Here is a 24,010-nt window from a genome sequence, read left to right as displayed (position 1 = left end):
GGTTCATGGTGTTGCCTCCCAGAAGGCCTCAGGAAGGGTTCCCTTCATGCGAAGACGTGTCTTTGTCCGCGGTCTTGCCATCAGCGGTGCGGGGCTGACCCTGCCCGTCCCGTTGTCCGGCGCCGCCGCCGCACGGCCCGTCTCGGTGGCCGCGGCATGGCAGCAGGTCGCCGCACCGGCCGCGCAAGAAGCGGCGCACCTGCTCGCGGTCGCCGCCGCGAGCCCCGAACTCGCCTGGGCCGTGGGCGAACAGGGCCGCAACGGAAGCACCGTCGGCACGCCGCTCGCCCTGAGCTGGAACGGCTCCGCCTGGTCACGGACCGACCTCAGCCACCTGACGTACCGAGGTGGACTGCGGGCGGTCGCCGCAGCACCGGACGGCGCGTCGGCGGATGGCACCGCCTGGGCCGTCGGCACGGACAACGCCGGGCACGACCAGCTCCTCGCGTGGGACGGCACCACCTGGCACGAGGCGGACTTTCCCGGGCGGGGCGAACCGGGGACACGGCTGACCGACGTCACCGCCGCCCCCGGCGGCCGGTTCTGGGTGTCGGGGCGGCACGGTGACCGCGCCGGGCTGATGCGCGGTGACGGCACGACGTGGCGCTGGTGCCGGCCGCTGCCGGACGAGGCCGCGCCCACGCCCTCCGGCGTCCATGTGACGCCCGGGGGCGAGGTGTGGGTCTACGGCGACGTCATCGCCCGCTGGGACGGCGCCTGGACGGTGATCCCCCGCACCCTCGGCATCCGCGCCTCGGTGACCGGACTGCTCCCGGTCGCGCACGACGACATCTGGCTCACCGGATTCGCGTACGGCGTGGGCGGGCCGCCCGGCAAACCGCCCGGAGTCACGCTGCAGCACTGGGACGGCGCCCAGTGGAGCAACGTCCAGGCCCCGTTCACCGTCGGCCTGTTGAGCGGCATCGCGGGGGACGGCACAGGACGGCCCGACCGGATATCCGGCTGGGACTTCTGGGACCAGAAGCGCGCCCACTACCTGCGCTGGGACGGCACGGCCTGGCTCAGCGAACGCGGACCGGAGACGCCGTCCACCTACCTGCCCCAGGCCATCGCGCCGATACCGGGCACGGAAGGCGGCCACTGGTCGGTGGGCACGACCTCCTTCTCGCCGTTTCCACCCGCCCAGCTCCGGGTGGAACGCTTCGGCTGACCCACCGGTTCTTCCCGGCCCCGGAGCTCCGTCAGAAGGGCCCTATGCGCGCGGCGTAACACTGAAGTCGAAGGCGGAGGTTCCGGGGTCCACCGCCGTCACTCCTCCGTCGACGGTCAGCACCGCGCCGTTGACGAAGGAGGCGGCGGGCGAGAGCAGCCAGGAGATCGCCTCGGCGACCTCCTCCGGCTCTCCCGGCCGGCCCGCCGGGAGGAGCCGCGTCGCTTCCTCGTACGCCGCGTCGGCCCCGCCGTCCCCCAGCCGTGCCTCCTCGGCGAACCGGGCCATCCGCCGGTCGGCCATCTCGGTGCGCACCCAGCTGGGGCAGACGGTGTTGGCGCGAAGACCGGCCTTGCCGTAGTCGACGGCGAGGGAGCGGCACAGCTGGAGGAGCGCCGCCTTGGACGTGGCGTACGCGGCGTTGGCCACGCCGTTGCGCAGTGCGGCGACCGAGGCGACCGCGACCACCGAGCCGCGCGCCTCCAAGAGATGGGGAAGCGCGGCCCGCATCAGCAGGAAGGGGCCCGTGAGGTTGGTGCGCAGCACGGCGTCCCAGTCCTCGTCGGACAGGTCGCCGACCGCCCCGCTGCGCCCCACCCCGGCGTTGAGCACGAGCCCGTCGATGCGACCGTAGGCGTCGACGGCCGCCGCGACGAGACCGGCGACCTCCGCGGGATCTCCCGCGTCGGCGGGGTGGGCCAGCGCGCCGGTCTCCTCGGCGACGCGGCGCAACGGCTCGGGGCGCCGCCCGGAGACGACGACGCGGTGCCCGGCCGCGCGCAGCTGCCGGGCGGTGGCGGCGCCGATACCCGTACCGCCGCCCGTGATGACGACAACTCGACTGTCCGTCATGCCTGTTCAGCCTCCGAAACGCGGTCGTGAGCACATGGCCACGATCATACGTAGACCGCTCACGACCGCGTTCGGACGGCCCGCCCTCAGGCCCTCGCGGGCCCGTCGGCCCTACTCGTCGATCGCCGCGCCGAACGCCGCGCCCTTGCCCGGCGCGCCCAGCGAATCCGCGCCGTACGTCCAGGAGCCCGACGCGGTGATGCCACCGGTACCCGCGGACAGGACCCACACGATGCCGTCACCGGCGTTCTCGCCGGGCGCGGCGGCCAGGAGACCGAAGCGGCCGTCGCGGTTCGGGTCCGTCAGACGCACCTGGGCGCCCCACTTGTCGCCCTTCTCGGCCACGCCGGGGATGTCCGCGGAGTCCTGGTCCCACGACTTGGCGCCGACCCCCGTCAGGCCGAACTCCGAGCCACGCAGCACCCAGGCCGCCCCGGCGTCCGCGACCGTGCCGATGTCCTCGCCCGGTGCGCCGATCGCGACGTCCGCGTAGCCGTCGCCGTTCGTGTCCGCCACGGACAGATCGGCGCCCCAGCCGTCGCCGCGCTCGGCCGTGCCGGGCACGTCACTGCTGTCCTGCGTCCACCACTTTGCCTCGTCCTTGAGACCGTCCGCGTCGCCGTAGCGGACGCCGACCAGGCCGCCGGTCAGCGTTTCGCCCCCGTCGTCCGGGGAGTTGGGCTCGCCGGTCACCAGGTCGTCGAAGCCGTCGTGGTTGATGTCGCCGGACGCGGCCACGGGCCCGCCGCGCAGATCGTGCTCGTACTTGAGACCGTCCGCGTTGCCCGAGAAGTACGCGGACCAGCCGTGCCCCGGCTCGTCGCCCACGGTCACGCCGGAGACGACGAGATCCGCGTAGCCGTTCTTGTCGTAGTCGCCGGTGGTGAGCGACTTCGGCGTGATGTCGCGCTCCTCGGCCGCCGCGGAGAGCCTCTTGGTCTCCTGGCGCCGCAGCGGGGCCTGCCCGTCGGCCTGCGGCGCGGCGTCGTACGCGAAGAGCTCCAGGTCGTCGCGGTCCAGTACGGCGAGTATGTCGCCCGGCGTCTCGTCGGTGTGGTGCGCGGCGGCGAGACTCAGGCCGAACTGCTCGCCCTTGGTGGGCTCCTGAGTCTCCAGCCAGTCGCTGGAGGCGCCGCTGAGCCCCTCCTTCGAGCCCCACAGGATCGCGACACCACCGGCGTCCGCCGTGTCGCCGATGTCCTCGCCGGGGATGCCGACGATCGCGTCGTCGAAGCCGTCGGCGTCCAGGTCACCGGTGGCGACGGCCGTTCCGAAGCCGTCAGCCGCCTCCGCGGCGCCCGCGACACCGGCCGTCGACTGGCTGAACCGGGCGACGGAGGTGGTGTTCATGCCTCTGGAGGAGCCGTACTGGGCGGTTACGAGACCGGCGCCCTTCTGGCCGCTGACCGTCGCCCCCGGGGCTCCGACCAGCACGTCCTCGTATCCGTCGCCGTTGAAGTCACTGTTGCGGTCGTCGGCGCGGGTACCCCCGGGGGTGCCGGCGACCGCGGAGGGGGCGGCAACGATGCCCGCTCCGGTGAGAAGGAGGAATGAGGCCGCGGCGAGGGCGGCCGAACGGTTCTTGCGCACGAGCGGCTCCTGAAAAAGGAAGTGGCCGGGCAGGCGCGAGGGTGTCCGGAAAGGGCCCGTTCCTTGTCCGGCGCCCTGTTCGACATCGGATGGGGCACAAGGGTTGTACGCGGCCTTCGATCCGATGGTTCAGCGGGCCTTCTTGGTGACGACGAACCGGTCGATGACCAGATGGTCGGTCTCGGTGGCGAGGAGCAGGCAGGGCACGTCCGTCTTCGCCGTGAAGGCCGCGCAGCAGCTCGGCGAGCGCGGGGTTCTGCCGCGCGTCGACCGTCTGGACGCGCGCCGTGCCGTCGAGGTGGCAGGCGCCGGGTATCCGCTCCTGGTATTCCTCGCGCACCGGGAAGACGAACGTCATGTACGGGGACGAGGTCTCCTTGCCCATCTCGAAGACGCGGGGTGCCTCGGAGGCGAGGACGACCGGCGCGAACGGGCAGAAGGGCTCCCGGTGTTCGACCCGGAGATGGTGCTATTCCCCAGTACGTCGAGGGCGGGTTGCAGGCCTCTCGAAGCGAGGGTGCACCGGAGCGGGTGACGATCGCCGCCACCCGCTCCGGGCACTGTCAGAAGGCGGTCGCGGCGGTCAGCCGAGGGGCCCTGGAGCCGGGAGCGAGGATGCGGCGCGACGCTCGCCCGGGGTCGCCCGGCATGTCACGTCGGCGGCCGGAAGTCTACCGGTGGCCAGGTAGGAGTCGGCAGCAAGATCCGCGCACGGATTGGTGCTGTAGACGCCGTGGCCCTCACCCTCGTCGACCGTCACCATGCGCGAGCCCTTCAGTTGGCGGTGCAGGGCACGCGCGGTGACGAGCGGGGTCTGCGAGTCCCACTCGTTCTGCACGATCAGCGCCGGGACCCTGTTGTCCACCTCGGTGGCGGGCTCGACCGGCTTGTCCCAGAAGGCGCAAGGCATGACCCCCGCGGCGAAGTCCCCGTACAGGGGATGGCGGGCCGCGTCACGGATCGAGTCCCTGCGATACGTCTCGGGGTCACGCGGCCAGGAGGCATCACCGCACACCACGGCCATGGTGGCCGAGATGTCGGGCTCCTGCGCAGGCTCGGCAGGCTCCAGGCTCTTGGCGCTCCCCCCGGCGGCGGCCTCCTTCAGCTGTACGACGCGCTCGGCTCCGTCACGGACGGTGAAGAAGTCCCTTCGCACCAGCTCCCTGACGCCGGCCCCGTCGAGCGGCGTCCCGTCGACGACGATCGGATCGCGGTCGGCCCTTGCGACCACGTCCCAGAAGCTCTTGCTCACCGCGGCCGGTGTGCCACCAAGGCCGTAGGTCGCGTCGCGCGCGGCGGTCCACTTCGTCCACCGCGCGAACGCCGGCTCCACCTCTGTGGCCCAGACCCGGAACATCCCTCGCCACATCCGCTTCGGATCGACGGCGCTGTCGAGGACGATCCGGTCGGCGCGCCGGGGGAACAGCTGCGTGTAGACGGCGCCGAGGGCGGTGCCGTACGAGACTCCGTAGTACGAGATCTTCCGCTCGCCCAGGACCGCCCGCAGGACGTCCATGTCGCGTGCGGTGTTGCGGGTGGTGATGTGCCGGAGTGCGTCGCCCTCCTTCGAACGGCACTTGTCGGCCACGGTCTTGGCCCACACGACGTTCTTGTCGAAGGTACGCAGCGGGCGCAGCAGCGTGTTCTCCTCGCCGCTGATCCCGCACTGGACGGGGGTGCTCCGGCCGACCCCCCGGGGGTCGAACCCGATGAGGTCGTACTGGTCCTTCACCCGCTGGGGCAGCTGCCTGTCCAGTTCGAGCGGCATCTCGAGGCCGGGACCGCCCGGTCCGCCGGGATTCGAGAGCAGTACGCCGTGGCGTTTACCGGGGGCGCTGGTTTTCAGCCGGGATATCGCGATGTCGATCTGTTTGCCGCCGGGGGCGCGGTAGTCCAGCGGGACCTTCAGGGTGGCGCACCGCAGGGCGGCAGGAGTGTCGCTGCCGCACCGCTCCCAGACGGGCTTCTGCTGGGTGTACGGGCGCAGGCCCGCCGCTGTCGCGGGGGCGGGCGCCGAGCGGGCCGAGGGGCTTGCGGTGGCCTCGGTGGCGGCCAGGCCGGGCGCCAGAGCCGCCATCACGCTCACCGCCAACAGCGGTACGAGCGGTCGTCTTTGCATGCGGGCGATCCTTCCGATGGGCAGTGCGGGACATCAGCGATCGTGTCCTGCCGAGCCCGCCGCGCGACTCATCCGGAAGGCCCGAACGCCTCCAACTCACGTGGCATATGAGGCGGTTGTGTCTACTCCATGGGGAGGAGTGCCCAACAACCCTTCGCGTGCGGTTCATATGGTTCGTAGTGCCCGGCGATTACGGCGTTCGGGTGTCTTGGCGGCCTCGGTGCAACCAGAGGGGTGCCCGGAGGCTTCCTGACCGACACAGGCCCTTGCCCGCACGTCGTGAGGAAGCTGCCATGACTTCACCCGCCACCGTCCTGCCGACCGTCCACTGGGACGCGGAGGCCGACTTCCTGCTGCCCCCGCCCGACCCGAGGCAGCGTCTGGACATGGCCGCCCCGGCCGTGCTCAAGCCCCGCGACCGACACCGCCTGAGTCTGCACGCGACGCTCACCACGGCCGGTATCCCTCCCCACCCCGACGACGCCGCGGCCATCGACGCGCTGAGCACGCTCGACGACACCGTCGCCCTCGCGGTCTGCCGCTGGCTCGGCGCCCATGCCCGTACGGCGACGCCCCTCACGTGACGCGGCACGGAGGCTCGACCCGCCCCCGGCGGCAAGGACAGCGGCGGCCGGTCAGCCCCGGTGGAAGAGGTCCTGCGGGTCGACGCGTTCCCAGCGTGAGCGGGGGGCCGGTGCACGCGGCACTTCGCGGCCTCGGGCGCGCCACTCCCGTACCAGCGCGTCGTAGATCGGGGATTGCGAAGCGGCCTCCCCGCCTCCGGCCCTGGTGTCGGCGAGGGGCGGCCGCGGCGAAGGCACCCCGTTCCCCGCATCGCTCATGCGCGATCCAACGATCCTCTCCGCTCCTCCGCACCGTCAAAAACGCGCCCGCGTCCGGCATGAGGCCCGTGGCATGCGCATGCCACGGGCCTCTTGGAGCGTCAGAGGCAGATAACTGACTCCGCGGACCGTCTGGGTTCGGTCCTCGATTTCGTGCTCGCGCCCATTCAACGCCGTCCTTCGCCGTCAGTGGCGCTCTTGAAACCGCGACACACGTTTGAGTGACGAATCTCCGCAAGTCGGCCGCACCGGACTCGTCGGTCCATATTCTCTGCCCGGTCACCGCCACCGCGGTCGAGCCAGCTGATCAGCCGACGTACGCCGCGAGGTGTTCGCCGGTGAGCGTGGAGCGGTCGGCGATGAGATCCGCGGGCGTGCCCTCGAAGACGATCTTGCCGCCGTCATGTCCCGCGCCGGGGCCGAGGTCGATGATCCAGTCGGCGTGCGCCATGACCGCCTGGTGGTGCTCGATGACGATGACCGACTTACCGGAGTCGACGAGGCGGTCGAGCAGCCCGAGAAGTTGTTCCACGTCCGCCAGGTGCAGGCCGGTCGTCGGCTCGTCGAGGACGTAGACGCCGCCCTTCTCTGCCATGTGGGTGGCCAGCTTGAGTCGCTGCCGCTCGCCACCGGACAGCGTGGTGAGCGGCTGGCCGAGGCTGAGGTAGCCGAGCCCCACGTCGGCGAGCCGCTCAAGGATCTTGTGCGCGGCCGGGGTCCGCGCCTCGCCCTCGCCGAAGAACTCCTCCGCTTCGGCCACGGACATGGCGAGCACCTCGCTGATGTCGCGGCCGCCGAAGGTGTATTCGAGGACCGCGGGCTGGAACCGCTTCCCCTCACAGTCCTCGCAGAGGCTCTCGACACTGGCCATGATCCCCAGGTCGGTGTAGATGACGCCCGCGCCGTTGCACGTGGGGCACGCGCCCTCGGAGTTGGCGCTGAACAGTGCCGGTTTCACGTCGTTGGCCTTGGCGAACGCCTTGCGGATCGGCTCGAGGAGTCCGGTGTACGTCGCCGGGTTGCTGCGCCGCGAGCCCTTGATGGGCGCCTGGTCGACCGAGACCACACCCGCGGAGGCGGGGACGGAGCCGTGGATCAGTGAGCTCTTGCCGGAGCCCGCGACACCGGTGACGACGCACAGCACCCCGAGCGGGATGTCGACGTCGACGCCCTGCAGGTTGTGACGGGTGGCGCCGCGGATCTCCAGCGCGCCGGAGGGCTCCCGCACCGTCTTCTTGAGCGCGGCCCGGTCGTCGAGGTGGCGGCCGGTGACGGTGTCGCTGGCCCGCAGCCCGTCGACGGTGCCCTCGAAGCAGACGGCTCCGCCCGCCGTACCGGCGCCGGGCCCGAGGTCCACGACATGGTCGGCGATCGCGATGGCCTCGGGCTTGTGCTCGACGACCAGCACCGTGTTGCCCTTGTCCCGCAGCCGCAGCAGCAGCTTGTTCATCCGCTCGATGTCATGGGGGTGCAGGCCGATGGTGGGCTCGTCGAAGACGTACGTGACGTCGGTGAGCGAGGAGCCGAGGTGGCGGATCATCTTGACGCGCTGCGCCTCGCCGCCCGACAGCGTGCCCGCGGGGCGGTCGAGCGAGAGGTAGCCGAGGCCGATCTCCACGAACGAGTCGAGGGTCTGCTGCAGCGCGGTGAGCAGCGGCGCCACGGACGGTTCCTTGAGGCCGCGGACCCACTCGGCGAGGTCGCGGATCTCCATCGCGCAGGCGTCGGCGATGCTGAGCTTCTTGATCTTCGAGGACCTGGCCCCCTCACTGAGACGGGTGCCGTCGCACTCGGGGCAGGTGGTGAAGGTGACCGCCCGCTCCACGAAGGCCCGGATGTGCGGCTGCATCCCTTCCTTGTCCTTGGACAGGAACGACTTCTGGATCTTGGGGATCAGCCCCTCGTAGGTGAGGTTGACGCCGTTGACCTTGACCTTGACCGGCTCCCCGTAGAGGAAGTCCCGCAGTTCCTTCTTGGTGTACTTGCGGATCGGCTTGTGCGGGTCGACGAAACCGGACTGGGCGTAGACCTGCACGGTCCACTGGCTGTCGGACTTCCAGCCGGGGATGGTGAACGCGCCCTCGGCGAGCGACTTGGAGTCGTCGTAGAGCTGGCTGAGGTCGATGTCGGAGACCGAGCCCCGGCCCTCGCACCGCGTACACATGCCGCCGGTGCGGTGGAAGGTCGCCTTCACGGTCTTGGTCTTGTCGGCACCGCGTTCGACGGTGATCCCGCCGCTCGCCCGGACCGACGCGGTGTTGAAGGAGTACGCGCTGGGCGGGCCGATCTGCGGCTTGCCGAGCCGGCTGAAGAGGATGCGCAGCATCGCGTTGGCGTCGGTGGCGGTGCCGACCGTGGAGCGGGGGTCGGCGCCCATCCGCTGCTGGTCGACGATGATCGCGGTCGTGAGACCGTCGAGTACGTCGACTTCGGGGCGTGCCGGCGTCGGCATGAAGCCCTGCACGAAGGCGCTGTACGTCTCGTTGATCATCCGCTGTGACTCCGCGGCGATCGTGCTGAACACCAGCGAGCTCTTGCCCGACCCGGAGACGCCGGTGAACACCGTCAGGCGTCGCTTGGGGAGCTCGATGCTCACGTCCTTGAGGTTGTTCACGCGCGCGCCGTGCACACGGATCAAGTCGTGGCTGTCGGCGGCGTGGAGCGCAGGCGACTGCGTGGTCTTTCTCTTGGCCGGGCTCATGGTTTCTCCATCTGTCGGGCGGAGCCGCTCGCACGGTCTCCGTCGTTGTCGCCTGGCTCGATCTGATCATCGTCGAGCGCTACGTCGCTTTCTACTTCGTCGAGGGGATTGCGGCAATGGTTCGCCGCTCGTCTGCTCGGCCGCTCGGCCGCTCGGGGATGTCGGCTCAGGGGACGCGGACGCGGGGCCGTCCGCCTCAGCGCAGCTCCTCGATGCGGAGCAGGTTGCCCGCGGGGTCGCGGACGGCGCAGTCGCGTACGCCGTAGGGCTGCTCGGTCGGATTCTGGACGATCTCGGCGCCCTCGGCCCGCAACCGCGCGAAGGTTCCGTCCAGGTCGGCGGTGGCCAGGATGATGCCGGCGTAGGTTCCCTTGGCCATCATTTCGTCGATCGTGCGGCGCTCGGCTTCGGTGACGCCGGGATCGGCGGCCGGGGGCTGCAGGACGAGGGAGGTGCCGGGCTGGTCCGCGGGGCCGACGGTGATCCAGCGCATCCCGTCGTACCCGACGTCGTGGCGGACCTCGAAGCCGAGGCAGTCACGGTAGAAGGCCAGGGAGGCGTCCGGGTCGCTGTGCGGCAGGAAGCTCGCGTGAATGGTGACGTCCATGGAAGGCACGCTAGGCGCGGCTCGGGAGACGGCGCTTCTCGATTCCTGACCGGTCAGGGCCGGTCTGGTCCCGGCTCGGTCAGGACTGGACTCGTCCGGACTGGACTGGTCGGATCATGCTTCGGGGGCGGCACCCGATGGTGCCGCCCCCGAATACCGCGCCCGTCGTCAGGACTGGGGGCGGCTGCCGTGGTTCGCGCCGTTCTTGCGGCGGGCCTTCTTCTTGCGACGTCGCTTCGAGGACATGGATACCTCCGTGGTTCCGGTATTGCTTCCCGGGCTCGAGCCCAGGCGATCACGCAGCCCCTACCCAGGACGACGCGTGCTCATGACGTGTCTTACGACACGATGCGGACCACGTGTGGCAAACCGCGCCCCTCAGGTCGCCCTCGGGCCAGTCACTCAGGCAGGGAGCGCCTCGACGTCGGGCACGACGGTGCCGAACAGGTCGGTGATGGTGGTCAGGGCCGCACTCTGGAGCGCGGCGGCCGGCAGGACGGTGCCGTCCGGGGCGGTGAGTGCGCGTGTGGCGGTGGCTTCGGCGACGACGGTGGGGCGGTAGCCGAGGTTGAAGGCGCCCTGGGCCGTGTAGTTGACGCACATGTGGGTCATGAAGCCGGCCAGGACCAGATCCTTGCCGCTGCCCGGGGCCATGCCCAGATCGGTCAGCGTCTTCTCCAGCTCGGTGGCGTGGAAGGAGTTGGGGAACTGCTTGACCACGACCGCCTCGCCCTCCACCGGGGCGACCTCGTCGCTGATGGCCCCGATGTGGGCGCGGATGTCGTACGGGGTGCCTTCGCCGCCGTCGTTGAGGATGTGGATGACCGGGGTGCCCGCGGCACGGGCGCGCTCAAGGAGGCGGGCCCCTGCCGCGAGGGCCTCATCGGCGCCGTGCAGGGCCATGACGCCGGTGCGGTAGGTGTTCTGGAAATCGATCATGATCAGCGCGGATTCGTTCAGCCGGGGCGGCTGGTTGCCCAGGCCGATCACGTCGCGCAGGGTCGTGGAGGGCTGGTTCGTGTGCGTACTCATGAGGTGAGGCGCCTTTCGTGTTTCGTGGTGAATGACGGCATGCGGCATTGAGGCACGGAGCCTGGAGACAGGGAGTCCGGAGGCATGTGGCAGGGCGAAACCGCGGGGCTCGCCCGCAAGATCGAGGAGTGGGTGAGGGGGGTCAGGCGGTCTGGACGCGGAAGCGGCGGCGATAGGCCGCCGGGGTAGTGGCGAGCTGTCGGTTGAACGCCCGGTGCAGCGTCTCCACGGAGCCGAGCCCGGCAGCGGTCGCGACCCGGTCGAGCGGACTGTCGGTGGTCTCCAGGAGGCGGCGCGCCACCTCCACGCGCGCGGCTTCCACGTAGTCGGCCGGACTGGTGCCCGTCTCCTGTTTGAACACCCGGGCGAAGTGCCGTTCGCTCAGACACATCCGGGCCGCCAGTGCCGCCGCCGACAGGTCGTCGTCGAGGTGCTCGGCGATCCACAGCCGCAGTTCGTCGATGTCACGGCGGGCGGAAGCGGGGCGGCTGAGCGGTACGGAGAACTGGCTCTGACCGCCCTGGCGCTTGAGGTACATGACCAGCTGCCGGGCCACCGCCAGGGCCACGTCCTCGCCCTGGTCCTCGGCCACGAGCGCCAGGGCGAGATCCAGGCAGGCGCTGATCCCGGCCCCGGTCCACAACCGGCCCCGGTCGGTGCGCACGAAGATGGGGTCCGGGTCGACGTCGACGGCCGGGTGCTCGGCGGCGAGCTGGGCGGCGGTCGACCAGTGGGTGGTCGCCGTCTTCCCGTCGAGGAGCCCCGCCGCGGCCAGCACGTGCGCGCCCACGCACACCGAAGCCACCCGGCGGGCCTGCGGAGCGGTCGCCTTCACCCACTCCACGACGTCCGCGTCGATGCGGGCGATCGGGCCTTTGTCGGTCATGTCGACCGCGCCGGGCACCAGCAGGGTGTCCACCTGCCCGCGGACCTCGTCGAAGCCGAGGTCCGCCATCAGCCGCACACCCGCCGACGTACGGACCTCACCGGCGACCGGCCCGGCCAGGCGGACCTGGTAGCCGGCTCGGCCCGCGGTCTCCCGGTCGGCCAGCGCGAAGACCTCGGCCGGGCCGGTGACGTCGAGGAGGTCGACGTCGGGGAAGACCGCGATGACGACACGGTGCGGAGTGGGCATGAGCCCATCCTCACCACCCGGGCCGGTGGCCGCAATGACGGTTCTCTGTCACATCCGGACATGCGCCCGCCGGACGGCTCGGCGCCCGGCTGCGCCGACGGGAACATTCGTCCAAGACGGCCACTCCCGGGCATCGGCAGGATCGAGGACGCAGGGCCGAGGTGGCATCGACCGAAGGGAAGCAACGATGGCGTACGACGACACCACGACGAGCGACACCGAGGACGTCCGTGTTCTGGTCGCACAGCTCGTGTTCGGAAGCCTGGCCGCGCAGACCGTTCGCGCGGCCGTCCGGTTGCGGGTGGTGGAGCTGATCGGCGACAAGGAGCGGTCGGCGGCCGAAGTGGCCGCCGATGCCGGAGCGCGCCCCCAGCCCATGAACAGGCTGTTGCGCGCCCTGGCCGGCCTCGGTCTGCTGCGCGAACACGCGGCGGGCTCCTTCTCGGTGACCCCCGCGGGCGCCACGCTGGACCCCGGGCGGCCGGGCTCGCTCACCTCGCTCGTACGGATGTTCACCGAGCCGACGATGCTGCGTGCGTGGGAGCACCTGGACGACAGTGTCCGGACCGGTGACGTCGCGTTCGACGCGATCTTCGGGAAGGACTTCTTCAGCCATCTCAAGGAATTCCCCGATCTGTCCGCGGAGTTCAACGCCGCCATGAGCCAGGCCGTCAGGGCAACCGCCGCCGTCCTGCCGCGCGCCTACGACTTCGGCCGCTTCACCACCGTGACCGATGTCGGCGGCGGAGACGGCACCTTGCTGAGCGCGGTGCTCCGCGAGCACCCGGCTCTGACTGGCGTCGTCTACGACACGGAGGAGGGCCTGGCCCAGGCTCCGGCGACGCTGGAACGCCAAGGGCTGACGCAGCGATGCTCCTTGGTGGCCGGAGACTTCTTCCGCTCGGTTCCCGAGGGCGCCGACGTCTACCTGATGAAGAGCATCCTGCACGACTGGTCGGACGAGCAGGCGGTCGCGATCCTGCGCCACTGCCGCGCGGTGCTGCCGCCCGGGGGGCGCGTACTGATCGTGGAGCCGGTGCTGCCCGAGGTCGTCGACACCGGGACCGACGGACTCACGTACCTCACCGACCTCAACATGATGGTGAACGTGGGCGGCAGGGAACGCACGCGTCCCGACTTCGAGGACCTGTGCCGCAGGGCGGATCTGGCCCTCGTCGAGGTGACCCCGCTGACGGGGGCGGAGCCGTTCTGCCTCATCGAGGCGACGGCGGCACGCATCACGAGCTGATCACTTCCTGCACGATTCAAGCGCAAACGATCTACCGTGTTCCGCCTGGTCAACCTTGGGGGACATATGCGCGTTCGCGCTACTGCGGCTGTGGCCGCCATACTTCTGGCCGCGCTGACCGCCTGCGGCGGCAGCGATGGCGGCGACGCCGGTGACAGCGCCGACGGGAAGTCGGCCAACGGCTCGAAGGGCTCGGCCGCAAAGAAGGTCGACTGCGCCGATGAGGACATCAGTCAGGCCGACTGGACGAAGCACTGCTCCGACGAGGGCGCCGACACCGGCGCCGACGGAGCCGAGGAGAAGTCGGCGGGCCTGAAGTTCGGCGAGTCCTACACGTGGCCCGACGGTCTGAAGGTGTCCGTCACCGGGGCGAAGGTGTTCACGGAGCACGACGCCGAGTTGATGGAGTCCGCCGAGCCCGGCAACACCGACTTCCGGGTGCGACTGAAGCTGACGAACTCCGGCAAGTCCGCTGTCGCCCTCGACGATCTGTCCCTCATCGTCGAGGGCGCCACGAAGGGCGGCGAAGCGGCACAGACCGCGTTCGAGAAGGGAGCCGAACCGCTCGAAGGGCGCCTGGCCCCAGGGGTGTCCGTGACAAAGACCAACGACAACGTGCTGGAGACGAAGTACGGCAAGAAAATCATTGTCACGGTCCAGCGCAGCAGCGAGGCAGCCGACCTGGACTTCCCGGAATACACCGGCTCCATCACCGGATGAGTCGGTTCGGCGAGAGGCGAGCCCGGCGTCCCCGGCCGGGCTCGTCACAGGAAGCGGCGGATCGGCCGTACGGACAGTTCGCGGGCGCGTTGCAGTGCTGAGCGTCTCTTCCAGCGGCCGGGCCGGATCAGTTCGCTGACCGTCACGTCGTCGTCGAAGTGCTCGTCCAGGCTCGCGGTGAACTCCGGGTCCAGGACCGCGAGCATGACTTCCTCGTCGTGATCGAGGGAGCGGCGGTTGAAGTTCGTCGAGCCGATGAGCGAGGCGACCGAGTCGACAGTGATGATCTTGGCGTGCATCATCGTCGGCTGGTACTGGAGGATCTTCACTCCGCACGCGGTGAGGTCCTCGTAGTAGTGCTGGCCAGCGAGGTGGCTGACCCTCTTGTCGGTGTGCGGGCCCGGCAGCAGGATCTCCACCTCGACCCCGCGCCGCGCGGTGTCGCACAGCAGCTCGATGAAGTACGCGTCCGGGGAGAAGTACGCGGTGGACAGCCGGAAGCGGTCCTCGGCCGACTCCAGCATCACCCGGATCAGGGTCTGCATGTCCTGCCAGCCGAGGCTGGCCGAGCCGCGCACCACCTGCACGATGGCGTCGCCCTGCGGGCGCTGCTCGATGAACCGGTCACGTCCGTCGAAGAGTTCGTCGTGGCTCTCCGCCCAGTTCTGTGCGAACGCCGCCGCGATGCCGTCCACCGCGGGCCCGCGGACCTCGACATGGGTGTCGCGCCACTCGTGTTCGTTGCGCGCGTCGCCGCACCACTCCTGCGCGATGCCCACCCCGCCCGTGAACGCGGTCTCCTCGTCCACGACCAGAACCTTGCGGTGGCATCGGTGGTTCTGCTTGAGCGGGGAGAGATACAGCGGCTTGCGGAACCACGCCACCTGCACCCCCGCCCGGTCCATCGCGTCGAGCTGCTCGCCCTCGATCAGCCGGCTGCCGAACCCGTCGAGGAGCAACCGCACCCGCACACCGGCGCGGGCCCGCTCCGCGAGCGCCTCGGCGAACTGGTGGGCGATGTCACCCTTCCAGTACACGAACGTCATCATGTCCACGGTGTGCTCGGCACGGCGGATTCCGGCGAGCATGGCCGCGAAGATCTCATCCCCGTTGCGCAGGGGCGTGAGCGCGTTTCCCTCGGTCGCCGCGATGCCTATCAGCCGCTCCAGGCGCCGTCGTATCCGCGTGACACGCTCCTCGACGGACGGCGCGCCCGCCCCGGCGCGCGTCCGCGGAGTCAGCTCGAGCGGGTCCTGCGTGCTGGTCATGGTGTCACCTGGCCGGTACGCGACGGGAGTCATCGGGCCGCGGCGCCCGGTCCGGCACGGGCTGAGCGGCGAGCCGACTGTACCGGTCGTGACGTCGGGGCGATCGGGACCCGCGCATACGACTGGCCCGGCCGGGCATACGGCAGGAACGCCTCTAGGCAGGGAGCCTTTCGTGATCATTGTCGGCATAGTCGCAGTCTGTATCGTTCTGGCCGTCCTCGCGTTCTTCGTGCCCCGCCTTTCCCGGCACCCCGAACGCGGAACCCAACGCACCCTGGGAGCCGGCTCACGCGCCGGCAGCAAGGCCCCCGGGTCCCTGGGACGACTCCTCAGCAAGCCGTTCCGCAGCAGTTCCAAGGCCGTGGGCCGCAGCGGCTCGGCCGGTCGGCGCACCCGAGGCCGCATGCCGTTCTGAGCCTGCTCTTCTGAGCCTGCTCACAAGCTCGCGAGGAGGTCGTCCAGCGGGGCTGGTGCCAGTTCGGGGTCGAGTGCCTCGACGAGGAGACGTCCGTAGCGGATCTTGCGTCCCTTCTTCGTGCCGAGGAAACGCCTCAACTGCTGCTGCCTGGGCCGGCCTTGCTGGGCCGGCTGATGCAGAAAGGTCTGCCAGGCCCGCAGGTCGCCCTCGTCCCGGATGATCTCCTCGACCCTTTCCGTGCCCAGGGCGCGGATGAGTTCGTCCTCCAGGTCCGACACACAGACGAAGAAGTCCCGGCGCGGCGCCCGGGCCCGCTCGAGACCGCGGTCGTAGAAGCGCTGCTCGCCCACGTCACACAGGCCCGCCAGCCGCAGGCCGAGACCGGGCGGCCCGAGGAGTTCGGTGTAGCGGCTGATGCTCATCGCCCCGCCCATCGACACGACGCACACTCCCTCGGCCGCCAGGTCACGGCCCCGCCGCGCGGCCAGCGCCTCGACGGCCTCGCGGTCACTCGGCCCTTCCAGCAGCACCGCCGTCCGCACCCCGACCGGCACGACCAATGCACTCGCCGCCTCGCCGGGCCCGCCGGCCGCCCAGTCGGTGACCGCATCCCGGAACGCCCCCATGTCCGCCATGCGGTGAGTCTGCACCTTCCCCGTCGCCGCGGCACGCGATATTCGACGGTCTCGCTCGCCATGCCGGGCGTACTCAGTCAGTCCTGCCAGGACCAGTCCCGCACCTCCGGCAGGTCCACGCCGTGCGCACGCACGTAGGCGTGATGCCGCAGCCGCGCGTCCTTCATCCGCTGGCGTACCTCGATCGCACGGACGCCGAGGCCGGGCACCCGGTCGATGACGTCCATCACCAGGCGGAAGCGGTCCAGGTCGTTGGCGACGACCATGTCGAAGGGCGTGGTGGTGGTGCCACGTTCCTTGTATCCGCGGACATGCAGGTGCGGGTGGACCGCGCGTCGGTACGCAAGGCGGTGCACCAGCCACGGGTAGCCGTGGAAGCCGAAGATCACCGGCTTGTCGCGGGTGAACAGCGCGTCGAACTCCGCGTCCGGCATGCCGTGCGGATGCTCGCCCTCCGGCATGAGCCGCGCGATGTCCACCACGTTGACCACGCGCACCGCGAGCTCCGGAAGGTGGCCGCGCAGCAGGCTCGCGGCAGCGAGCACCTCCAGAGTGGGCACGTCCCCGGCGCAGGCAAGCACGACATCCGGCTCACGCTCGGGGGATTCCGTGCCGGCCCACGTCCACACGCCGGCACCCCGCGCGCAGTGGGCCCGCGCCTCGTCCAGGCTCAGCCAGTCGAAGCCGGGCTGCTTGCCCGCCACGATCACGTTCACGTAGTCGCGTGAGGCGAGACAGTGCTCGGCGGTGGACAGCAGCGTGTTGGTGTCCGGGGGCAGGTAGACCCGTACCGCCTCCGGGCTCTTGTTGAGGACGTGCCCGATGAAGCCGGGGTCCTGGTGCGAGAAGCCGTTGTGGTCCTGGCGCCAGACGTGGGACGTCAGCAGGTAGTTCAGCGAGGCGATCGGGGCACGCCAGGGCAACTGGCGGGTGGTGCGCAGCCACTTGATGTGCTGGTTGACCATCGAGTCGACGATGTGCACGAACGCCTCGTAGCAGGAGAACAGGCCGTGACGCCCCGTCAGCAGGTAACCCTCCAGCCACCCTTGGCACGTGTGCTCCGAGAGGATCTCCATCACCCGGCCGTGTCGGGTGAGGTGTTCGTCCACGTCGTGGATCTCTTCCTGCCAGGCCTTTCCGGAGGCCCCGTAGACCTCGTCGAGTCGGTTGGAGGCCGTCTCGTCCGGTCCGACGAGCCGGAAGTCGCGCCGCTCGGCGGTGTCGGCCATCACCTGCCGGAGGTACCCGCCGAGCACCCGCGTCGGCTCGTTCAGGGTGGCGCCCGGCTTGTCCACGTCGACCGCGAACTCCTCGAGCGGCTTCAGCGGCAGCGAGCGCAGAAGCAGCCCGCCGTTGGCGTGCGGATTGGCTCCCAGGCGCAGTGTGCCCCGCGGGGCGATGTCGACGAGCCCGGCCGCCGGGCGTCCCTGCGCGTCGAACAGTTCGTCGGGGCGATAGGAGCGCAGCCATTCCTCCAGCTGGCGGCGGTGCTCGGCGCTCTCCCTGACGTTGGACAGCGGCACCTGGTGTGCGCGCCACGTGCCCTCCACCGGTTTGCCGTCCACCGTCTTGGGGCCGGTCCAGCCCTTCGGGGTGCGGAGCACGATCATGGGCCAGCGGGCCGCGGGGACGGTCCTGGCGCGCTCGGCGTCTCCGTCGGCCCTGGCCTCGCGCTGGATCGCCGCGATGCGGTCGAGGCAGCGGTCGAGGGCGACGGCGAGGTCCCGGTGGACCGTCATGGGGTCGTCGCCGGTGACGTACACGGGTTCGTAGCCGTATCCGCGCATCAGGTCGTCGAGCTGGTCAGCGGGCAGCCGGGCCGGGATCGTCGGGTTGGCGATCTTGTAGCCGTTCAGGTGCAGGATGGGAAGCACCGCGCCGTCGTGCACGGGGTCCAGGAAGGTGTTGGAGTGCCAGGAGGCGGCCAGCGGTCCGGTCTCGGACTCCCCGTCGCCGATGACGCACACCGACAGCAGGTCGGGGTTGTCGAACGCGGCTCCGTAGGCGTGCGAGAGGGAGTAGCCGAGCTCGCCGCCCTCGTGGATGGAGCCGGGCGTCTCGGGGGCGACATGGCTCGGCACTCCGCCGGGGAACGAGAACTGGCGGAAGAGCCGGGTCATCCCCTCCTCGTCGCGGGTGACGTCGGGGTACGTCTCGGTGTACGTGCCGTCCAGCCATGAGTTGGCCAGCACGGCGGGCCCCCCGTGGCCGGGGCCCCAGATGCAGACGGTGTCCAGGTTCCGCGCCTTGATGACCCGGTTGAGGTGAACGTGCACGAGGTTGAGTCCGGGCGAGGTGCCGAAGTGGCCGAGGAGACGCGGCTTGATGTCCTCGACCGCCAAGGGGCGCCGCAGCAGGGCGTTGTCCATCAGGTAGATCTGCCCCACCGAGAGGTAGTTCGCCGCCCTCCAGTACCGTTCCAGCGCCCGCAGTTCGGCGTCAGTGGGTGGTTCGGCGGGTGAGGCCGGGTTCATCGCGGGGTCGCCCATGGGTGCTCCTTCCGATCATGACCGGCCAGGCTCAACGTAACGGCGCGCCGCACCTCACGCCTCCCGGAGTCGGCCGGACGCATGTTCCGCGCCACCGGGTTCCCGCTGGGAGAGATGTACACGGCTATCTTGCTCGGACGAAGGGCCGTACCGCGGAACGAGCCCGGCGCCGTACAGACGAGGAGCTCAATGTGGGTTCACCACCCGACGCACAGGACACGGCCAAGAGGCTGCGGGCGATCAGTGACGAGCTGTCGGACCGTTTCTACGAGCGGGCCGACGTGGTGCGCACGCTGGTGGTGACGCTGCTCGCCGGACAGCACTCCCTGGTGCTCGGCCCGCCCGGCACGGCGAAGTCCGAGATGGCCCGTGAACTCACCGGCAGGGTCGACGGCGCGTCGTACTGGGAGATCCTCCTGTCGAAGTTCACCGCGCCCACTCGGATGTTCGGTCCGGTGGACGTCGCCGCCCTGGCCCGGGGCGAGTACCGCCAGGTCTACGAGGGCCGCGCCACGACCGCGCACGTCGCGTTCATCGACGAGATCTTCAAGTGCTCCACCGCGGCCCTGAACGAGACGCTGGGCTTCCTCAACGAGCGGATCTACCACCCGGAGAGCGGCGGCGAACCGATCCGCTGCCCGCTGATCGGAGCCATCACGGCGAGCAACGAACTGCCCACCGGAGAGGACTCCGCCGCGATCTACGACCGGCTCCTCGTGCGGATCGAGGTCGGATACCTCGCGGACCCATCGAACTTCGCCGCGCTGGTCCGCTCCGCCGTCGGCCGCCCGGCGGCACCGGCACGGACCTCGGTCGAACTGTCCGCGTTGCAGCACGCCGTGACCGAAGCCGTCCCGTCCGTGGACGTGCCCGACGCGATCGTGGACGCGGTGTGCACACTGCGGGCCGCCCTGCGCCGCAAGGAACTCATCGCCTCCGACCGCCGCTGGCGCCAAGCGGTGGGCCTGCTCCAGGCGTCCGCCTATCTCGACGACCGCCCCGCGGTGGCCGAGAGCGACCTGTCGATCCTGACCCATGTGCTGTGGGACTCCCCCGCCCAGCGTCCGACCGTCGAGCGCGAGGTGCTGCAACTGGTCAGCCCCGACGCCAAGGAGGCGCTCGACCTGGCCGACGCCATCGAGGAGATAGAGACCCAGCTCGACGCCATGGCCGGGCAGTCCCGTGAGGCCCTGAGCGACTGGGTCATCAAGAAGGCCCACAACAAGCTCGCCATGGCGGGCAAGCGACTGGAGGCGCTGCGCGCACAGGCGGCGGGCGCGGGCCGCTCCACCGCCACCATCGACCGCGTCGCCGGCCGTCAGCGCGCCGTCCGCGCCCGCGTTCTCACCGAGGCACTCGGCGTGGACGCGAGCATGGTGCAGGCCCAGTTCTGACAACCGGGGGTACGGACGCATGAAGGGCACACCGAGCGGGCTCGACGAGCTGGCGGGCCTGGCGGGGCGGTGGCTCGCTCTGTCGACCGCCGCTCCCGAGCGGCACACCGCGGCCGTGGTCGCGGACCGGTTCGAGCACATCGCGTGGCGCGACACCTTCGCGCAGTCCGCCGGGCTGCGCGAGCTCGCCGAGGAGCTGAACGAGCGGCACGATCACGCCACAGACCTCCTGACCGACGTGTTCCTGGCGGCGTACAAGACCGGTCCGCATCTTCGCGAGCGCACGCGGATGGCCCCGTCCCGGCTGGTCAACCACCAGGTCATCGCCTCGCTCATGGAGTCCGTGGACTTCACCGAGCTGCACCGGGAGACGACCGGAGATCCCTACGCCGCCGCCATGGCCGTACTCGCCCAGGCCCCGGCACTGCGCCGACTCCTCGATCACTCCCGCGAGGCCCAGGAACAGGCCGAGCGCGCGGACAAGGCCGAGCAGGAGACCGAGGACGCGGCCTCCGCCGTGGCCGAGGCCCTCCGGCAGGCCGCCGACGGAGCCGACGAGGACGGCACCGTGCCCGGCCCGGCCGCGGACACCCTGCAGCGGGCGATCGAGGCCGCCGAGTCCGCCGAGGCGGCTGCGCGCCAGGCCTCCCGGCACGCCGAGCAGGCTCTCGGGGCGGCGGCTCCCGGTATCCGTGGCACCACGCGGGGCGCGGCGGCCACGGCTGCCCGGGCCGTGCGGGACGAGGCCGCGCTGATGCGGGCCTGGGGTGTCGGCTCCGGCGAGCTGGAGCGGCTGCCGTTCGAGCAACGGGCCCGGCTCGCCGAGCGGCTCGGCACCAGCCGCCTCGCACAGTGGGCCGACCTGATCGGCCGCTTCCGGCAGATGGCCGACGGCGAGCGCGCCCGCAAGGTGGAGAACGCCACCGGTGAGCTGGTCGGCGTCACGCTCGGCGACGACCTCTCCCGTGTGATCCCCTCCGAGCTGGCCAACCTGGGCCTGCCGGGGCTGCGTGCCGTGTTCGCCGCGCGCTATGCCGCCGGGGAACTGATGCTCTACGACAGCCAGGGAGAGCAGGACACCGGCAAGGGCGCCGTCATCGCGTGCGTGGACACCTCGCACTCCATGTACGTGGAGGGACCCGGCGGAGTCACCCGGGAGGCGTGGGCCAAGGGGTGCGCCCTGGCGCTGCTCGACCAGGCACGCCATGCCAAGCGTGACTTCGTCGGCATCCTGTTCGCCGCCGCCGACAAGCTCCAGGTCTTCCGCTTCCCGGCCGAGGAGGGCGCCGACATCGCCCGGGTGCTCGACTTCGCGGAGACCTTCCTCGGCGGCGGCACCAGCTACCAGAGGCCGCTGTCGGCGGCCCTCGAACTACTGGAGGAGGAATTCGACGACGCCGCCCGTTCGCGCGGCGACATCGTGATGCTCACGGACGACGAGTGCGGCGTCACCGAGGAGTGGATGCGCGGCTGGAACGGCGCCAAGCACCGGCTGGGGTTCCGCGTCTTCGGGGTGGCCATAGGCGCCCCGCCCGCCGCCGAAGCCGGCTCGGTCCTCGATGCCCTGTGCGACAACCTCCGCTCCATCGAGGACCTCACCGACGTCCACGCCGCCGCCGACCTCTTCCGCGTCATCTGAGCGGTGTCACGTGTGCGGGCGCGATCACGTGCGGGCGGTGTCTTGGAGCGTCGACGCCCAGAGGACGGCCGGGAACCCGGCCCCAGCCCGAGCTCAGGCCGGTTTCCACTATGCTTCGTCGCACAACCGCCCGCGCCGAGCTGCGATCCGGTGCTCCAACGCCAGAGAGACCCTCCGCGACCTGCGTGTCCTTGTACGCCTATCCGGTTCCGGGGTGTGGACCGTGTCCCGGTGGCAAGATGTACAAGTGAGACAACGCCGATCGGAGTGTCATCGATATGGGTCTGAGTCCCGAACCCAGTCACAGGTCCCGGGATGCGGCTCATGCGGGTTCCGAGTTCATCGAACTGCTCGAGGTCATGTGGGAACAGGGACGTGAGGCCGTTCCGACCGGCCCCGTCTCCCCGTCCCAGTTGCGCGTGCTGTACGCACTGGACCGTGAGGAGGGCATCAACCTGAGGATGCTCTCCGAGGCCCTGGGGTCGGCGCCCCCGTCGGTGAGCCGCCTGTGCGACCGGCTACAGGCCACGGGACTGATCGAACGTACGCCCAGCCCGGTCAGCCGGAGGGAGCTGGAGCTACGGCTGACCAGCCACGGCCGGGCCTACCTCGCCGACCTGCGAAAGCGGCGCGAAAGCATACTGATGGCCACCATCGACGCGATGCCGCCCAAAGCGCGTCGCGCCCTGCTCGAAGGGCTGCAGGGCTTTCGCGACGTGGCGACCGCGTCCGGGCAGGACAACGACGGTGCCAGAACCTGGCGCTCGGTCGGTTAGACCACACCGCTGAGCGCGCAGGCCGGCCGCTTCCCTCGCTACCGCCCGAACCAGTCGAGGCAGACCACGAGGGCGTCGTCCTCCAGAGGCAGCGCACCCCGGTACTCCCCCAGATCACGCAGCACCGCCTGCGGAACCTGTGCCGCCGGCAGCAGGCGATGCGCCGACAAGGACCGCGCGAGCGCCCGCTCCCCGTACCGCTCCCCCGCCTTCGAGACGCTCTCGTAGACCCCGTCGCTGCTGACCAGGATGCGGTCGCCCGGTTCCAGCCGCAGGCGCTCGGCGACGTAGACCGTCTCCTCGAACATTCCCAGGGGCAACTGCGCGTCGAAGTCGACGGATTCGACCGTGCGTCCTCGGTACCTCCACATGCGAGGCGATCCGGCGTCGACGGCCTCCACCTCACCGGTGGCGAGATCGAAGCGCAGCAGCAGGACGGAGGCGTGCAGTTCGCCGCGGTACTGCGCGTACACGGCCTGGTCGGCGAGGCTCGCCTGGCCGGCAAGGTCGAGTCCCGCGCGGCGGGCGTTGCGCAGGGCGTTCACCACGAGGTTGGTGAGCAGCGCCGCCTCCATCCCCTCGCCCATTCCGTTGGTCACGGTGAGCGTGAGGTGACTGGACGAGACCGACCAGTCGAAGTTGTCGCCGTAGATCGCGTACGCGGGCTCCAGTTGGGCGCCCAGTTGGAACTCCGGACGCGACACCGAACGGCCCGGCAGCAACTGCCACTGCATCTCGGCGGCGAGAGTGAGACGGACGGCCCTGCGCGCGAGAACGTACAGATCGGTGTCGCGTTCGGCGACGAGGATCTCGTGGCCCAGCGCCTCACAGACGCGCTGCATCTCCGGCATGTGCGCCAGTTCGAAGCGCGCTGCGGGAATGGTGACGGAGAGTACGCCCATCCGGTCTCCCCGGACGGTCACCGGCAGATGGACGGTCGCCGTGCCATCCGCGCTCCGCGACTCGACGCGGGGCTCCTGGGCGCCGAAGGCTCTGCCCTGCGGGCTGTCATGGATGAACACCGCCTCCGTGGTGAACGGCACCTCCTCCACCATCTGGAGGGCGGTCAAGCCATAGTCGGCGAGCCGCAGTTCCACCCTCTCGACCCCGTACTCCTCCCGCAACGCCCCCGTCACGACATCGAGCAGCAAATCGGGTGCCGCGTTGCGCAGTGCCCGCTCGACGGCAGCGAATCTGTCCACGTGATCCTGCTTCTCTTTAGCCACTCGGTGGCTGAGCCTGAAGGTTTGGGCCGATGCCCGGCCGAAGCCGGGCAAGCTCTCACATCGTACGATGCATGGAGACAACTATTTCCCCACAGCAAGAAAAATTGGGTCAACGCACATGCCTCGATTGAGTCGGGGCAGGGGCTA

Annotated in this window: 20 protein-coding genes and 1 pseudogene; 8 read left to right on the top strand and 13 right to left on the bottom strand. The window is 70.4% G+C overall.

The genetic code is table 11. The features are described 5' to 3' along the window. Positions 1-46 precede the first annotated feature (46 nt). Positions 47-1,171: a hypothetical protein gene (locus AB0I94_RS13590; protein WP_363309694.1), complete on the top strand. Its 1,125-nt coding sequence runs from the start codon at positions 47-49 to the stop codon at positions 1,169-1,171. A 42-nt stretch (positions 1,172-1,213) separates the two neighbouring features. Here the strand turns inward: AB0I94_RS13590 and AB0I94_RS13585 are convergent, their stop codons facing one another. The 4 genes and pseudogenes from AB0I94_RS13585 to AB0I94_RS13570 all read right to left on the bottom strand — a co-directional run bounded on the left by AB0I94_RS13585 (position 1,214) and on the right by AB0I94_RS13570 (position 5,732). Next, on the bottom strand, positions 1,214-2,023 hold the full coding sequence (locus AB0I94_RS13585) for an SDR family oxidoreductase (protein WP_363309693.1): 810 nt from the start codon (positions 2,021-2,023) through the stop codon (positions 1,214-1,216). A gap of 111 nt (positions 2,024-2,134) precedes the next feature. Then, positions 2,135-3,613: an esterase gene (locus tag AB0I94_RS13580; RefSeq protein ID WP_363309692.1), complete on the bottom strand. Its 1,479-nt coding sequence runs from the start codon at positions 3,611-3,613 to the stop codon at positions 2,135-2,137. Between the two features lie 268 nt (positions 3,614-3,881). Next, positions 3,882-4,013, bottom strand: a pseudogene (locus AB0I94_RS13575) (carbamoyltransferase C-terminal domain-containing protein); the annotation flags it as partial. A gap of 183 nt (positions 4,014-4,196) precedes the next feature. Next, on the bottom strand, positions 4,197-5,732 hold the full coding sequence (locus AB0I94_RS13570; RefSeq protein WP_363309691.1) for an alpha/beta hydrolase: 1,536 nt from the start codon (positions 5,730-5,732) through the stop codon (positions 4,197-4,199). A 293-nt stretch (positions 5,733-6,025) separates the two neighbouring features. On the opposite strand from AB0I94_RS13570, the gene AB0I94_RS13565 reads away from it, so the two are divergent. Next, positions 6,026-6,316: a hypothetical protein gene (locus AB0I94_RS13565; RefSeq protein WP_363309689.1), complete on the top strand. Its 291-nt coding sequence runs from the start codon at positions 6,026-6,028 to the stop codon at positions 6,314-6,316. A gap of 51 nt (positions 6,317-6,367) precedes the next feature. Here AB0I94_RS13565 and AB0I94_RS13560 read toward each other — a convergent pair whose 3' ends face one another. The 5 genes from AB0I94_RS13560 to AB0I94_RS13540 all read right to left on the bottom strand — a co-directional run bounded on the left by AB0I94_RS13560 (position 6,368) and on the right by AB0I94_RS13540 (position 12,049). Next, positions 6,368-6,574 (bottom strand): hypothetical protein, encoded by a 207-nt coding sequence (locus AB0I94_RS13560; protein ID WP_363309688.1) that lies wholly within the window; start codon positions 6,572-6,574, stop codon positions 6,368-6,370. 307 nt (positions 6,575-6,881) lie between these two features. After that, positions 6,882-9,275 carry an excinuclease ABC subunit UvrA gene (locus AB0I94_RS13555; RefSeq protein WP_363309687.1) on the bottom strand — a complete coding sequence of 798 codons (2,394 nt, stop codon included), beginning with the start codon at positions 9,273-9,275 and terminating at the stop codon, positions 6,882-6,884. Between the two features lie 196 nt (positions 9,276-9,471). Then, on the bottom strand, positions 9,472-9,882 hold the full coding sequence (locus AB0I94_RS13550; RefSeq protein ID WP_363309686.1) for a VOC family protein: 411 nt from the start codon (positions 9,880-9,882) through the stop codon (positions 9,472-9,474). Positions 9,883-10,284: 402 nt separating this feature from the next. Beyond that, positions 10,285-10,914, bottom strand: a complete 630-nt coding sequence (locus AB0I94_RS13545) for a cysteine hydrolase family protein (RefSeq protein WP_363309685.1) — start codon at positions 10,912-10,914, stop codon at positions 10,285-10,287. A 142-nt stretch (positions 10,915-11,056) separates the two neighbouring features. Continuing rightward, entirely contained in the window at positions 11,057-12,049 is a 993-nt protein-coding gene (locus tag AB0I94_RS13540) for a DJ-1/PfpI family protein (RefSeq protein ID WP_363309684.1), read from the bottom strand. A gap of 187 nt (positions 12,050-12,236) precedes the next feature. Here AB0I94_RS13540 and AB0I94_RS13535 point away from each other — a divergent pair, with 187 nt between their 5' ends. Next, a complete protein-coding gene (locus tag AB0I94_RS13535; RefSeq protein WP_363309682.1) occupies positions 12,237-13,298 on the top strand; it encodes a methyltransferase in 1,062 nt (353 codons plus the stop codon). 90 nt (positions 13,299-13,388) lie between these two features. Further along, positions 13,389-14,018, top strand: coding sequence for a hypothetical protein (locus AB0I94_RS13530; protein WP_363309681.1), 630 nt, complete (start codon positions 13,389-13,391; stop codon positions 14,016-14,018). Positions 14,019-14,062: 44 nt separating this feature from the next. On the opposite strand, the gene AB0I94_RS13525 is transcribed toward AB0I94_RS13530, so the two are convergent. Continuing rightward, entirely contained in the window at positions 14,063-15,286 is a 1,224-nt protein-coding gene (locus tag AB0I94_RS13525) for a phospholipase D-like domain-containing protein (protein WP_363309680.1), read from the bottom strand. Between the two features lie 172 nt (positions 15,287-15,458). Between AB0I94_RS13525 and AB0I94_RS13520 the strand changes: the two genes are divergently transcribed. Then, positions 15,459-15,701: a DUF6411 family protein gene (locus tag AB0I94_RS13520; RefSeq protein ID WP_363309679.1), complete on the top strand. Its 243-nt coding sequence runs from the start codon at positions 15,459-15,461 to the stop codon at positions 15,699-15,701. 20 nt (positions 15,702-15,721) lie between these two features. Here the strand turns inward: AB0I94_RS13520 and AB0I94_RS13515 are convergent, their stop codons facing one another. Together AB0I94_RS13515 and AB0I94_RS13510 are read right to left on the bottom strand one after the other, a co-directional pair. Next, positions 15,722-16,339 (bottom strand): TOPRIM nucleotidyl transferase/hydrolase domain-containing protein, encoded by a 618-nt coding sequence (locus AB0I94_RS13515; RefSeq protein WP_363309678.1) that lies wholly within the window; start codon positions 16,337-16,339, stop codon positions 15,722-15,724. 77 nt (positions 16,340-16,416) lie between these two features. Then, positions 16,417-18,828 (bottom strand): phosphoketolase family protein, encoded by a 2,412-nt coding sequence (locus tag AB0I94_RS13510; protein WP_363309677.1) that lies wholly within the window; start codon positions 18,826-18,828, stop codon positions 16,417-16,419. Between the two features lie 191 nt (positions 18,829-19,019). Between AB0I94_RS13510 and AB0I94_RS13505 the strand changes: the two genes are divergently transcribed. From AB0I94_RS13505 to AB0I94_RS13495, 3 genes are all read left to right on the top strand, one after another. Further along, on the top strand, positions 19,020-20,222 hold the full coding sequence (locus tag AB0I94_RS13505; RefSeq protein ID WP_363309676.1) for an AAA family ATPase: 1,203 nt from the start codon (positions 19,020-19,022) through the stop codon (positions 20,220-20,222). Between the two features lie 19 nt (positions 20,223-20,241). After that, on the top strand, positions 20,242-21,861 hold the full coding sequence (locus AB0I94_RS13500; RefSeq protein WP_363309675.1) for a VWA domain-containing protein: 1,620 nt from the start codon (positions 20,242-20,244) through the stop codon (positions 21,859-21,861). Between the two features lie 278 nt (positions 21,862-22,139). After that, positions 22,140-22,637, top strand: coding sequence for a MarR family transcriptional regulator (locus AB0I94_RS13495; protein ID WP_363309674.1), 498 nt, complete (start codon positions 22,140-22,142; stop codon positions 22,635-22,637). A gap of 38 nt (positions 22,638-22,675) precedes the next feature. On the opposite strand, the gene AB0I94_RS13490 is transcribed toward AB0I94_RS13495, so the two are convergent. Beyond that, complete coding sequence (locus AB0I94_RS13490) at positions 22,676-23,839, bottom strand: PP2C family protein-serine/threonine phosphatase (RefSeq protein WP_363309673.1); 1,164 nt, start codon at positions 23,837-23,839, stop codon at positions 22,676-22,678. Positions 23,840-24,010: the final 171 nt, after the last annotated feature.

Origin of the sequence: Streptomyces sp. NPDC050147, assembly GCF_040660195.1 — a bacterium.
Taxonomy (GTDB): Bacteria; Actinomycetota; Actinomycetes; order Streptomycetales; family Streptomycetaceae; genus Streptomyces.
The sequence above is the reverse complement of the archived record's forward strand: the minus strand, read 5'-3'. Positions and strand labels throughout refer to the sequence as shown.